Below are 13,185 nucleotides of genomic sequence, written 5' to 3'. Positions count from 1 at the left end.
AGGTGTCGCGCGTATGGCTTTAGCGCTTGAGATCGTGCTGGTGATTTCAGCGATTCTCATGACCATTTTCGTCCTGCTGCACAAGGGCAAGGGTGGTGGCCTGTCCAGCTTGTTCGGCGGCGGTGTTCAGGCCAACCTCTCCGGTTCGACGACGGTGGAGAAAAACCTCGACCGCATCACTGTGCTGATCGCGCTGATCTGGATTCTGTGCATCGTCGGGCTGAATCTGATTCAGACCTACGCGGTCTGACCCAGACCCCGCCGTTACAACGGTCCTGTTGCGTCCTCAGTGGCGAACAGGACCGTTTCTTTGCGCCCGATTGCGCCAGCGACCGGCCAGTCCTCGGCCGCGTCTGCGCCGTCGGCGGCGTGGCTTGCGGCCTCAGCCTTCTCGGCACCGGAAACGAGCAGCCACACACGGTCCGCACTCTGCACCGCCGGCAGGGTGAGGGTGGCGCGCTCTGCCGGCGGTTTGGGGGAGTCGGTGACCGCCACAACCAACGCGTCTCGCTCCCGGACGGCATCGGTATGGGGAAACAGGGAGTTGATGTGCCCCTCGCCGCCCATGCCCAGCAGGTGCAGATCGAAGCCGCCGTCGCCAACGAGTTCTCGGTACTGCTCGACCGCGGCGTTCATCGGGCCGCCATCGAGGCCGTAGCCGTGAATGTTGCTCTCCGGGATGTCCACGTGCGACAGCAGCGCCGACCTCGCCTGGCCTTCGTTGGAGTCCGGGTGGTCCACCGGCACATTGCGCTCGTCGCCGAAGAACACCTCAACCCGCGTCCAGTCGATTGGCGCATTAATTAACCTCGCGAGCAGGGCGGTTCCCGCAGTGCCGCCCGTGAGCACCACGCGCGCGGAGCGGCCGGTGGCGTGGATTTTGGCCATGACGTCTGTGAACCGTGAGGCAACGTCGTCGAGAAGCGATGGAAGGTCCTTATAGCTCATGGTCTACTCCTGACAGCCCGCGCAAAGCGCGTTCGTAAGTGGCGTCGGGGCCGAGGTGGCGCAGATCCTCCGCGAGACTCTCCGCGTCGCTGCGCTCACCCATAGCGACGAGCGAGTCTGCGTGGCCGGGGGTGGAAATGCACACGGTGTGGCTGTTCTGGACGGCCACTTCAACGTCGCCGTCTTCGCAACGCAGCGCGAGCCGGGTGATAGGAAAGCTCCCCGCCGGATCAGCCTGACGGCGGGTGACCTGCACGTTCAAGCTGGAAGCGAGCCAGCCAGCAGCGACGTCCACGCTCGGGTCGCCGGCAGCACCGGCAATCTCGGCACTCAGGATGCGCTTGCCGGGGTGGCGGTCTAGGGCCGAGGCCACAATGCCCCGCCACGGCGTAATGCGCGACCACATCACGTCTGAGTCCCCATCCACGTACCCCGCTGTGAGGCGCTGCAGGGTCATCCCGTTGCCGTCCCGGCGCAGGTTCGTAATGCGACGCTGCGCGATCCGTCCGAGCTGGGTGTCGGCAGGGCGCTCCGGTGCCTTTTGCGGCCAGCAGACCACGACCGGGGTGTCCGGCAGAAGCAGAGGTGTGACAATCGCACCCAGGTGGCCCGTGAGTTCGCCGTAGAGCCGCATCACTACGACCTCGGAGGCGCCAGCATCGCTGGCCACAAGTACCTGGGCATCGAGCCGGGTGGCGGCACCAGCGTCACCGGAGATGAGGACGAGCACGCGAGCTGGGTGCTCGAACGACGCGTCGCGCAGGGTCTCAAGGGTGTCGTCGATGGAGTCCGCGCCGGAGTCGTCGATGGCGACGAGAAGGGTCAGCACGCGCCCGGTAGTCAGCGAGTGGCTCTCCCGGGCCTTGGCGAGTTCTGCGCCAATGGCCTTGGTGGATGTGTCAGGCAGTTCGATGATCATGTGGTTCGACCTTTCTTACGGGCGGCGCCACACGCGGCCGTCTTTGGCCAGCATGCGATCGGCGGACGCCGGCCCCCACGTGCCGGCCGCGTAGTCGTCCGGACGGCCCTGCTCGGCCCAGTAATCAAGCACCGGGTCCAGGATCTCCCAGCTGCGCTCCACTTCCGAGTTGGTGGGGAACAGGCTGGACTCGTCCAATAGCGCGTCCAGGATGAGGCGTTCGTAGGCCTCGGGGGATTGCTCGGTGAACGCCTCTGAGTACGAGAAGTCCATGTTGACGTCCCTCAGTTCCATGCCGGGTCCGGGCACCTTGGATCCGAAGCGCATGAGCACGCCCTCGTCTGGCTGCACCCGGATGACCACGGCGTTGTTGGTGAGTAGATCCGCCTGGCCCTTCGAGAACGGCTGGTACGGCGGGCGCTTGAACACCAGCGCGATCTCGGTCACCCTCCTGCCCAGGCGCTTCCCGGTGCGCAGGTAGAACGGCACGCCGGCCCAGCGGCGGGATTCGATCTGCAGTGTGCATGCCGCGTAGGTTTCGGTGGTGGATTCTGGGTCGAACCCGTCCTCCTCGCGCAGGCCCACAACCTTCTTCGAACCCTGCCAGCCCGCGGTGTACTGCCCGCGGGCGGTGGTCTTGCCAAACGGTCCGACGGCGGAGGTTGCTCGCAGCACCTTCAGTTTTTCCGCGCGCAGTTGGGCGGGGGAGAACGAGGTCGGCTCCTCCATCGCCACCAGCGCCAGCAGCTGGATCAGGTGGTTTTGGATCACGTCGCGGGCTGCGCCGATACCGTCGTAGTAGCTGGCGCGGCCGCCGAGACCGATATCTTCCGCCATAGTGATCTGTACGTGGTCGATGTAGTGCGAGTTCCACACCGGCTCGAACATCTGGTTGGAAAAGCGCAGCGCAAGAATGTTTTGCACTGTCTCTTTACCCAGGTAGTGGTCGATGCGGAACACCGAGCGCTCGGGGAAGACGGCGCCAACCACGTCGTTGAGCTTCTTGGCGGAGGCGAGATCGTGGCCAAACGGCTTTTCGATGATCACGCGGCGCCATTCATTGGCACCCGCCTTCGCCATTCCGCAGCGATCAAGCTGGTGGACTACCTCGGCGAAAAACTCTGGGGGCACGGACAAGTAGTACGCCCAGTTCCCAGCCGTGCCGCGGTGCTCGTCGCTGCGTTTGCAGGCAGCAGCCAAGTCGTCGAACGCCGCGTCGTCGTCGAAGTTGCCCCGGACAAACTCCAGGCCTTCGGCGAGGCGCTGCCAGACGTTCTCGTGGAACTGGGTGCGGGCACCGTTGAGGATCGCCTCGCGCACGTAGTCCTGAAAGTCTGCCTTGTCCCATTCGCGCCTGCCGTAACCGATGAGGGTGAACCCGCCGGGAAGCAGGCCGCGATTAGCCAGGTCGTAGATGGCCGGAAGCAGCTTTTTGCGAGCGAGGTCACCCGTCACACCAAAGATGACCATGCCCGATGGTCCGGCGATCTGGGGGAGGCGTTTATCTGCGGGGGAGCGCAGCGGATTGGACCACTGCCGGTGCGGTTCAGTCACGTCAGGCGAGCTTAGCAGCCATGGAATCGAGCAGGTCTTGCCACGCGTCCACGAACTTCTCCACGCCTTCGCGCTCCAGCACCGCGACGACGTCGTCGAGGTCGATACCGACCTCGCTCAGCGCCGCAAACACCTCGCGGGAGACGGCCTCGGTGCCGGTGAGGGTGTCGCCGTGGACACCACCGTTTCGCAGCACCGCATCCAGCGTCTTTTCCGGCATCGTGTTCACCGTGTCCGGGCCAGCCAGCTCGGTCACGTACATGGTCGCCGGGTACGCCGGGTTCTTCACGCCGGTAGACGCCCACAGCGGACGCTGCGCATTCGCGCCCGCGGGCAGCGTATCGACGCCAGCTTCGCCAAACTCCGACTGAAACAGCGCGTACGCCAACCGGGCGTTCGCGATGCCGGCCTTACCGCGCAGTGCCAGCGCCTCGTCGGTGCCGATGGTTTCGAGCCGCTTGTCCACCTCGGTGTCCATGCGGGAGACGAAGAAGGACGCCACCGAGTGGATGCGGCTCACATCGTGGCCATTGGCGGCAGCCTGCCGGATGCCCTCCTTGTAGGCCTTGATGACCTGCTTGTAACGCGCCACCGAGAAAATCAGGGTGACGTTGACAGAGATGCCGTCCGCCAACGCCGCGGTCACGGCGGGCAGGGATTCGTCGGTGGCCGGAATCTTGATCATCAAGTTCTCGCGGTCTACGAGTTCCCACAGTTCGCGTGCCTGCGCGATGGTCTTGGCCTCGTCAGCGGCGTAGCGCGGGTCGACTTCGATGGAGACGCGCCCATCTTTACCGCCGGTGGTGTCGTACGTGTCGCGAAAAAGGTCGCAGGCGTCCTGGACATCTTTGACGCTCATGGCGTACACCGCAGCGTCCGCCGTGGTGCCGGCGAGCTTAAGCTCTTCGAGCTGGTCGTCGTAGTGCGTGCCGGTGCCCATGGCCGCGGCGAAGATAGCCGGGTTGGTGGTCACGCCTACGATTGACTTCTCCGCCTTGACCTCCCCGAGGTTGCCGGTGGCGATGCGTTCGCGGGACAGGTCGTCGAGCCATGTGGAGGTGCCAACCTCGAAGAGTTCGTCAATGGCATTCATTCGTCAGTTCCTTCCTATTAGATCTCGTTAACGAGCCTGCGAGTTAACGCCCGTCTCCGCGAGTCGGCTCGGATTCGGTGTTGCCGACGCGGACGCTCGTCGCTACGCTGCGCTGTTCGCGCACGCAGTCGAGGGTCTCGCGCGCGACACGGACAACGTTGTCGGTAGTGAACCCGAAGCGTTCGAACAGCTCAGCGCCGGGGGCCGAGGCCCCGAAGTGCTCGAGCGAGACAGCGCGACCGTATTCGCCGAGAAAGCGGAACCACGGCATGGAGGTCGCCGCCTCCACCGAGACGCGGGCCTTGACATCGCGAGGAAGCACCGAGTCAATGTATGCGTCGTCCTGCTCCATGAACCAGTCCATGGACGGCACGGACACGACGCGAGTCGCCGTGCCATCTGATTCAAGCACCTTCGCCGCCTCCACTGCGTACTGGACTTCCGAGCCGGAGGCCATCAGGATGAGGTCGGGAGTCTCGGCGGACGCCTCGACTAGGACGTAAGCGCCGCGAGCGACGCCGTCGAAGGCCTTCTCCTTGGTGCCCTCGAGCACCGGTAAGTTTTGGCGGGACAGCGCCAGCGCCTTCGGCTGCTCCTTGGCTTCCAACGCAGCAATCCACGCCGCTGAGGTCTCGTTCGCATCCGCCGGGCGAATAACGGCCACGTCCGGGATCGCGCGTAGCGCGGCCAGGGTTTCCACCGGCTGGTGGGTTGGGCCGTCCTCGCCGAGGCCGATGGAGTCGTGGGTGAACACGTAGTAGCCGTCGATGCCGGAGAGGGCGGCCACGCGGATCGCCGGGTAGAGGTACTCGGAGAAGATCAGGAACGTGCCGCCGTAGACGCGGGTGCCGCCGTGCAGGGCAATGCCGTTCATCACCGAGCCCATGGCGTGCTCACGGATGCCGAAATGCAGGTTTCGCCCGTACGGGTGAGCGGAGAATTTCTCGGTGGAGATGGCCTGCGGGCCGAAGGACTTCGCGCCCTTGATCAAGGTGTTGTTGGAGCCGGCCAGGTCGGCGGAGCCGCCCCAAAGCTCCGGCAGTGCGGCCGCGGCGGCCTGGATGGCGGCTTCGGACGCTTTGCGGGTCGCCAGGCCCTTGGCGTCCGGCTCCCAAGTAGGGAAGTCCTTCTTCCAATTGGCCGGCAGTTCGCGCGCGGTGAGACGGTCCAGCAGCGCCTTGCGCTCGGGGTTTGCCTGCGCCCATGCGTCGAATTTCTCGTTCCACGCTGCGTGCTTCTCAGCCGCACGCTCACGCAGCCTGCGGGTGTGGGCGATCACTTCGTCTTCCTCCGGGAACATCACGGCCGGGTCGAAGTCGAGTGCCTTCTTGACCGCGGCTACCTCGTCAGCGCCCAACGCAGCGCCGTGGATGGCGCCGGTGTTCATGAGGTTCGGGGCCGGGTACCCGATGACGGTCTTGAGGCGAATGATCGTCGGCTTGGCCGTCTCGGCCTTTGCCTTAGCAACCGCAGACTCGATGGCGGCGACGTCTTCGCCGGACTCGACGGTGAGCGTCTGCCACCCGTAGGCCTCGTACCGCTTCAGCACGTCCTCGGTGAACGCGATCTGGGTGTCGTCCTCGATGGAAATGCGGTTGTCGTCCCAAAACAGGATGAGGTTTCCCAGCTGCTGGGTGCCCGCGAGGGAAGACGCCTCCGAGGTCACGCCCTCCTGCAGGCAGCCGTCGCCAGCGATGACGTAGATGTAGTGGTCGAATGGAGATTCGCCCGCAGGTGCATCGGGGTCGAACAGCCCGCGCTCGCGCCGCGCCGCCATGGCCATGCCCACTGCGGATGCCAAACCCTGACCGAGCGGGCCCGTGGTGATCTCGATGTGGTCGGTGTGGTTGTACTCCGGGTGGCCCGGGGTCTTCGAGCCCCAGGTGCGCAGATCCTTCAAATCCTGCAGCTCAAGCCCGAAGCCGCCCAGGTAGAGCTGCACGTACTGGGTGAGCGAGGAGTGGCCGTTAGACAGCACGAACCGGTCGCGGCCCACCCAGTCCTTGTCGGCCGGGTCAACGTCCATGACGCGCTGGAAGAGCGTGTACGCCAGCGGCGCGAGGCTCATAGCGGTGCCGGGGTGGCCGGAGCCGCAGTGCTCCACGGCGTCCGCGGCGAGTACCCGGGCCGTATCCACCGCCCGGGTGTCGGTGTCAGTCCAGTCCTCGGGGTAGTTGCGCTCGGTCATCGCCTGCAGTTCAGGGGGCAGCGTCATGGGGTCCTCGCTTTCTCTAAGGTCGCTCAAAAGCATATCGCCTATCGACGCCTCCGGGAGATCGCCCTCACTCGATGCATTCCGGATTCGTGCCCGCGCGTTGGAAAGGGCTACCATCGTCCGAAGGTATGATTGCCCGCGCAATCCGCAGCACATAAAAGGAGAGAGTTGTTGGAGACCATCAAGGCATATTTCGCGTTGACGAAGCCGAGGGTCATTGAACTTCTCTTGGTGGCCGCGATCCCTGCCATGCTGCAGGCTGACCGCGGCGAAGTGCACCTCTGGCTGGTCCTGGGGACGTTGCTCGGCGGCTGGATGGGCGCTGCAGCGGCCAACACCTTCAACATGGTCGCTGACTACGACATCGACCAGAAAATGGGGAGAACCCGCGCCCGCCCGCTCGTGCGCCACTCGGTGACGAAGCAGAAGGCGGCGGTGTTCGCCTGGGTCATGCTGGCGCTGTCAGTGCTGTGGCTCGGCCTGCTGTGCAACTCCTGGCTGGCCGCCTTTTTCATTGTGCTGACCAATTTCTTCTACATCTTCGTGTACACGAAGTGGCTGAAGCGCCGCACCTGGCAGAACGTGATTTGGGGCGGGGCAGCGGGCTGCATGCCCGTGCTCGTCGGCTGGGCTGTCATCCGCGACAATGTCCAGGACGGGTCCGCCGACAACTGGTGGCAGGCCATCGTGATGCTCCTCATCATCTTCTTCTGGACGCCGCCGCACACATGGGCCCTGGCAATGAAGTACAAGGACGACTACGCACGCGCGAAGGTGCCGATGTTGCCGGTGGTCGCCTCGGCTGAAGAAACCAGCCGGCAGATCGTCATCTACTCCTGGATCACCGTGGCCGTCTCACTGTTGCTCGTGCCGGCGGCTTCGTGGATCTACTTTGTCATCGCGGTGGTCTCCGGCGCGGCCTTCCTGGTCATGGCCACCAGGCTGCACCAGGGCATTGTGCGCGGCGAGAACGTCAAGCCGCTCAAGTTGTTTATCTTGTCCAACAACTACTTAGCCGCGCTCTTCCTCGGGCTCTCCTTCGATGCCGTGCTGGGCTGGGAGACCGTCGGGGAGCTGCTGTTCTAAACCTCCAGCACCACAGAGCCGGTGGTCTTTCGCGCCTGCAGGTCCGCATGGGCCTCGCAGGCGTTTTCCAGTTTGTACGGCGGGTGGATACGAATCTTCACCGTGCCATCTTCCACCGCGCGGGCCACAGCCTGGGCACGCATGAGGAACTCGTCGTCGGTCGCGACGTAGTGCTTGAGCGACGGACGGGTGAGAAACAGCGCGCCGTGGGCGTTGAGTTCCTGAATCTTAAACGGCTCCACGTCGCCTGAGGCAGACCCGAACGAACACACCAGACCCCGCGGACGGGTGACGTCGAGGCACATTTCGAAAGTATCGTTGCCCACGCCGTCGTAGACCACATCGACGCCGCCACCGTTTTCTGTCTTGATCTGCTCGGCCAAGTCTTCACCGTAACGGAACACCTTGGTCGCGCCGGCATCGTAGGCGAGCTTTTCTTTCTCGTCGGTGGAGACGACGGAGTACACCGTCGCCTCTTGGGCCGCCGCCATCTGGGTGAGGATCAGGCCAACACCGCCCGCCCCCGCGGTGACCACCATCGTGTCGCCCGGATTGGTCTCCCGCACGCCGTGAAGGAGGTAGTGGGCCGTCATGCCTTGCAGCAGCATCGAGGCCGCCACTGCCGGCTCAACGCCCTCCGGCACGGCCACAAGGCGGTTGCGGTCCACCGCGACCTGCTCGGCGTAGGAGCCGGGGGCGTCGTGCCAAGCGACCAGGGTGCCCGGCGCGATCTCGCCGAGCGGGTCTTCCACTACACGCCCGCAGCCCTCCGTGCCCGGGATGTACGGGGGATTGGAGGGGTATGTGCCGGAGCGGAAGTAGGTGTCGATGAAGTTGATGCCGGCGTAGCTGACGTCGATAAGCAGCTGGCCCGTGCTGGGAACCGGCGCCTCGACATCCTTGTACTCAAGGACCTCTGGGCCGCCGTGTGAGGTGACAACGATTGCTTTCATGTCACACGAGCGTAGGCAACCTGCGCTTCCCGTGCGCGAAGAGGAAGGAACTAAATGCAACCACGGCAGACGACATTGCAATGTGCGCCGGGATTGTCCAGCGTGGAACGCCGAGACGGAACTGTGTGACGCCGATGGCCCACTGCACCAGAATCAGCGCGATCAGCACATACGAGGTGCGGCGCGCGTCCTCGGGTGCGCCGGAGTTGCGCAGCAGCACCGTGGTGATGATGGTGGCAATCAGGTAAAGGTACATGCACACCGCGTGGACGTACGCCAACACGCGTGTGTCCATTTGGAGGCGCCCCTCCATGCCGACCCCGGAGTCGCCGGAGTGTGGGCCCGAGCCGGTGACCATCGTGCCGGTGATGAGCACCACGCAGAGCGCTGCGGCGGCGATGAGCGTCCATGTCTGCGCCGACGTGGGGTAGCGGCGAGTGGGTGAGGCATCGTCCGGCTCAGCGATCCGCATGTAAAGCATCGCAGCCACGAACACCAGCACCATGGAGGGCAGGAAGTGTACGGCCACAGACCACCAGCGGAGGTCCAGCAGCACCGATACGCCGCCGATGACTGCCTGCAGGACAACCCCGAGCAGCGAGACCCAGGCAAGGGTTGTAATCTCCTTGCGCCGGCGCGCGCGGATTACGGCGAGAAGCACCAGCGCCGCGGAGGCCGCGACGACGAACGTGAGGGTGCGGTTGCCGAACTCGATGGCCTGGTGGATCCACGGTGCCGCGCCCGCCACCGGCACGAGCGAGCCCTCGTGGCACAGCGGCCACGTGTTGCAACCCAGCCCTGAGCCAGTCACGCGCACTAGCGAGCCCGTCACGGTGATGCCGCCCTGGCACAGCAGCAGCACCATTGCGAGGATGCGCTGCAGCTTCAACGACGGGTTGTCCCACGCTTCCCTCCAGGAACGGGGACGGGTCTCAGCTGTGGTTGCAGTCACTAGTTCTCCAACTTTCGGACGATGGCGATCGTGGCTGAGTGTATCGCGCCTAGCCGTCGAAACGGAACAGGCGCACGGCCGCCGTGACCCCGGCTGCCCCCCATACGGCCAGCGACACCCACGCAGCCCAGTTGACGTGCAACTGCACCGCCTGGACAAGTGCGCCCGCCAGCGCGACAGTGGGAACCGCATTCCACCAGCCGGCGTGGGCGATATCGGACGAGTAACCCACCCAGCCGAGGACCCCCATGAGCACCAGCCAAATGAGGTTGGCCAGCGCGAGCACCAACTCCGAGCTCAGGGTGCCACCCATGAGCAGACCCAACGCGGTAAACACCGCGACACCAAGCAGCAGGGCGGCCAAACCGAATGCTGCTCCGGCGGCGGAGACCCGCCAACCCAGCGCGAAGGCGATGGCGCTGAGCACCACGATCTGCACCAGCACAGTCGCCAGCACGCCGAGGATCTTGCCGGCGATGATGGTCCAGGCGGGTACTCCCGACGCGCCTGTGCGCTTGAGGGCACCGTAGCGGCGGTCAAACGCCACTGCAATGGCCTGGCCGGTAAAGCCGGCGCCGGTGGCGGCAACGGCGAACACCATCGGCACCAGCACGTCGAAGGTGGTGTTGTCGCCCAGGATCGGCGCGAAGTGTGCGGCAAGGAGGATTGCCGCCGGGATGATGACGTTGACAAGGAGCTGCTCGCCGTGGCGCAACATGAGCTTTGCTTCGATCTTGCCCTGGGCCGCCACCATCGCCGCAAAGGAGGCTCGCTGCGGTGCGGGGGCAAAGACCCCGGGGGTGAGTGCGTTTGCCTGCATTAGCTCCTCAACTCTCTTCCGGTCAGATCCAAAAACACGTCCTCCAAGTTGCGGTGCGAAACGCTGAGCTCCCGGATCAGCACATCCTGCCGGGCAGCCTCACGCGCCAGCTTCTCGACGACCTCCGGTGAGCCGGTTCCCCGGACCCGGTAACTCCGCGGGCGGACTTCCTCGACGCTCAGGCCTGCGGGCGCGAGCGCGTCGTTAAGCGGGCGGGTGTCCAGGACGTCTGCGGTCTCCACGGACAGCACCGGAAACTCGTCGTGGTTGGTCAGCTCGGACGGGGTTCCCTGGGCGACAACCTTGCCGTGGTCGATGATGACCACGTCGTCTGCGAGCTGCTCGGCCTCGTCCATAAGGTGCGTGGTGAGCACCACGCTCACCCCGTCGCGCTTCATGGCGGCGACGATGTCCCAGACCGCGATTCGGGACTGCGCATCCATGCCCGCGGTGGGCTCGTCCAAAAAGATCAGCTCCGGCCGGCCGATCATGGCAAGCGCGAGGGAAAGGCGCTGCTGTTGCCCGCCGGAAAGCCTGCGGTAGCTCGTGTTCGCGATCCCTTCAAGGCCCAGGAGCTGCATGAGCCACTGCGGGTCGTGCGGATCGGCGTTGTACCCCGCCGCAAGTTCAAGCATCTCGCGCACGGACACACTGGCGTATGCGCCACCGCCTTGAAGCATGATGCCGATGCGGTCGCGCACTGCTTGCGGGTTGGCCACCGGGTCCATGCCGAGCACGCGAATAGTGCCCGAGGTCGGTGTGGTAAATCCCTCGCACATCTCAATGGTGGTGGTTTTCCCGGCGCCGTTGGGCCCAAGCAGCGCGAGCAGTTGGCCGCGCCGTGCTGTGAAGCTGAGGCCATCGACCGCCGTTGAGCCCCCGAAACGCTTGACAACGTTGTCGACGACCAGCGCGTGATCACTCATGGGAGATGAGTGTAGACCGTCGCCGCTTCCACTCCCGAAGCACGAGGAAGACGACGCCTGTGAGGAAGGCGAAGCCAAGGATCGCTGCGCCGTAAATTGTTGCAACTGCATCGGCTTGTAACCGCAGGCCGCGGGGCAGCACCAAGAAGCTCACCAGGGCGCTGTATCCGGCGACGGAGGCGCGGAATGCAAATCGGTTCGCCCAGGCAGCGAGGGGCAGGATGGCCCAGAGCGGGTACCAGGGATGGACAACCGGGAAAAGGACGACCAGCACGATCGTGGAGACGCCGAGGCCGCCGACGGGGTGGATCGTGCCGCGGTAGGTGGCCCACAGCATGCGGACAACGAAGGCGGCGGCGACCAGGAGCCCCGCCCACCTGGTCACGCTCAGCATCGCATCGGTGTGGTCGCCGAGCCCGAGCTGCATGCCGAGGAACCCCCCGGCGACGCCGATGTCTGTGGTGAGTGAGAGCCAGCTGCGGATCTGCGCCGCGCCACCCTGCCCCGTGACCCATCCGAGCCCGATCCCGGAGACGAGCGAGACCGCGATGGCTGTTGCCGCAAGCACCAGCGTCTGCAGCACGGCCGCGGCCAGGATAGAGCGAGCGCCCAGTGCGGTACTTGTGCCCCGCGCCCGCAAGTGGCGGGCGAGCGCCATGCCGGTGAAACCGAGGGCGAGGAAACCGACGACTTTCACCATGCCCGCGCAGCTGATAACGGCCGTCGATGCCCCGAAAAGCACCCAGCCGACGCGGTTGCCGGCCTGGATCCGGTCGATCCCGCGAAGCCCCATCTCGAGGCCGACGAGCAGCAGACCCATCATGATGGCTTCGTTGTGAATGCCTCCGACCATATGCAGCACCGTGAGCGGGTTGAGGATGCCCAGCCATAGCGCCGCGGGCCCAGACACCCCGCAGCGGCGGGCGAGCGTGAGGATGCCCCACGCCGCCGCGAGGATACCGGCGACGGAGACGGCGCGGTGCGCGAGCACGCCCCAAAAGATCGAATCTCCGGTGAGGTGAGAAATGATTGCCGCCGTCCCCAGCGCCACCGGGCCGTAGGGGCTGGGGGAGTGCGCCCAGATGAACGGCACGGACCGGGCCAGGTGGTGCTCCACGCCCAGAATCTCCACCGGGCCGGAAGCATACGGGTCCAGCCCCTGACGCACGATGGTGCCGTTGGCCAGGTACGAATAAATGTCCTGGGTGAACAGAGGCGCGGTGGCCATGAGCGGGAGGACCCACGCGATGAACGTCCGCATCACCTCAGGCGTGCTGGTGCGTACGCCGCGTGCTGGTCCAAAAGAAGCGCCGACGCAGGGTGCCATTGCGAGCCAGGCAGCGACGAGCATTCCTACGCCGATGAGGACAAGTGAACTCGACGCCAGCATCATCCGGCCCATCTCCGCGCCCAATGGAAAGTCTTGCCAGGGGTTTTCCACCACCGGAAGCGCGCCGCCGCTGAGGCCAGCGAAACCGATGAGGAACGTACCCGCGGCGCCGAGATAGCGTAGGAGGGCAAACCTGCTGTGCTCGCGCGAACGCTCATCCGTCGCCCTCGGCGGCGCGGAAATAGGCGGCGTGGTGGGGTCGTGCAGCAGTGTTGAGCGGGACCCTGGCCGTCCCATCCGGGGCAGCTCACTGGCCACAGTTGCACGAGGGCCGCTGCGGGAGCTGCTGACACCACGCGGGTTGGTGGTCACGTTGCCGCGCTGCGGAT

General features: G+C 65.3%; 12 protein-coding genes. 2 read left to right on the top strand and 10 right to left on the bottom strand.

The genetic code is table 11. The annotated features are described in order from the left end of the window. The first annotated feature begins 13 nt into the window (after positions 1–13). Entirely contained in the window at positions 14–250 is a 237-nt protein-coding gene (secG, locus tag CUREI_RS06260) for a preprotein translocase subunit SecG (RefSeq protein ID WP_038611705.1), read from the top strand. Positions 251–264: 14 nt separating this feature from the next. Here secG and pgl read toward each other — a convergent pair whose 3' ends face one another. Genes pgl through tkt form a run of 5 tightly spaced genes read right to left on the bottom strand, consistent with a single transcriptional unit; the run spans position 265 to position 6,729 of the window. Beyond that, complete coding sequence (gene pgl / locus CUREI_RS06255) at positions 265–948, bottom strand: 6-phosphogluconolactonase (protein ID WP_038611702.1); 684 nt, start codon at positions 946–948, stop codon at positions 265–267. After that, positions 938–1,867 carry a glucose-6-phosphate dehydrogenase assembly protein OpcA gene (locus CUREI_RS06250; RefSeq protein ID WP_038611699.1) on the bottom strand — a complete coding sequence of 310 codons (930 nt, stop codon included), beginning with the start codon at positions 1,865–1,867 and terminating at the stop codon, positions 938–940. The genes pgl and CUREI_RS06250 overlap by 11 nt, the downstream gene beginning before the upstream one ends. 15 nt (positions 1,868–1,882) lie before the next feature. After that, positions 1,883–3,421, bottom strand: a complete 1,539-nt coding sequence (gene zwf, locus CUREI_RS06245; protein WP_144242430.1) for a glucose-6-phosphate dehydrogenase — start codon at positions 3,419–3,421, stop codon at positions 1,883–1,885. Between the two features lies 1 nt (position 3,422). After that, positions 3,423–4,514: a transaldolase gene (gene tal / locus CUREI_RS06240; protein WP_038611694.1), complete on the bottom strand. Its 1,092-nt coding sequence runs from the start codon at positions 4,512–4,514 to the stop codon at positions 3,423–3,425. A 43-nt stretch (positions 4,515–4,557) separates the two neighbouring features. Next, positions 4,558–6,729 carry a transketolase gene (tkt, locus tag CUREI_RS06235; RefSeq protein ID WP_084768209.1) on the bottom strand — a complete coding sequence of 724 codons (2,172 nt, stop codon included), beginning with the start codon at positions 6,727–6,729 and terminating at the stop codon, positions 4,558–4,560. 132 nt (positions 6,730–6,861) lie between these two features. Between tkt and CUREI_RS06230 the strand changes: the two genes are divergently transcribed. Next, positions 6,862–7,815 (top strand): heme o synthase, encoded by a 954-nt coding sequence (locus CUREI_RS06230; RefSeq protein WP_084768207.1) that lies wholly within the window; start codon positions 6,862–6,864, stop codon positions 7,813–7,815. Here CUREI_RS06230 and CUREI_RS06225 read toward each other — a convergent pair. The 5 genes from CUREI_RS06225 to mptB form a co-directional block, all read right to left on the bottom strand. Beyond that, the gene (locus CUREI_RS06225) at positions 7,812–8,768 is read right to left on the bottom strand and encodes a quinone oxidoreductase family protein (RefSeq protein ID WP_038611688.1); all 957 of its coding nucleotides are present in this window, start codon (positions 8,766–8,768) and stop codon (positions 7,812–7,814) included. The genes CUREI_RS06230 and CUREI_RS06225 overlap by 4 nt on opposite strands. Before the next feature lies 1 nt (position 8,769). After that, positions 8,770–9,633: a COX15/CtaA family protein gene (locus CUREI_RS06220; protein WP_084768487.1), complete on the bottom strand. Its 864-nt coding sequence runs from the start codon at positions 9,631–9,633 to the stop codon at positions 8,770–8,772. Positions 9,634–9,769: 136 nt separating this feature from the next. Continuing rightward, complete coding sequence (locus CUREI_RS06215) at positions 9,770–10,540, bottom strand: ABC transporter permease (protein ID WP_038611683.1); 771 nt, start codon at positions 10,538–10,540, stop codon at positions 9,770–9,772. Continuing rightward, a complete protein-coding gene (locus CUREI_RS06210; RefSeq protein ID WP_038611680.1) occupies positions 10,540–11,466 on the bottom strand; it encodes an ABC transporter ATP-binding protein in 927 nt (308 codons plus the stop codon). The genes CUREI_RS06215 and CUREI_RS06210 overlap by 1 nt, the downstream gene beginning before the upstream one ends. Then, positions 11,459–13,093 (bottom strand): polyprenol phosphomannose-dependent alpha 1,6 mannosyltransferase MptB, encoded by a 1,635-nt coding sequence (gene mptB / locus CUREI_RS06205; protein ID WP_038611678.1) that lies wholly within the window; start codon positions 13,091–13,093, stop codon positions 11,459–11,461. The genes CUREI_RS06210 and mptB overlap by 8 nt, the downstream gene beginning before the upstream one ends. Positions 13,094–13,185 lie beyond the last annotated feature (92 nt).

It is taken from the genome of Corynebacterium ureicelerivorans (genome assembly GCF_000747315.1).
Classification (GTDB): Bacteria; Actinomycetota; Actinomycetes; order Mycobacteriales; family Mycobacteriaceae; genus Corynebacterium; species Corynebacterium mucifaciens.
The sequence above is the reverse complement of the archived record's forward strand: the minus strand, read 5'-3'. Positions and strand labels throughout refer to the sequence as shown.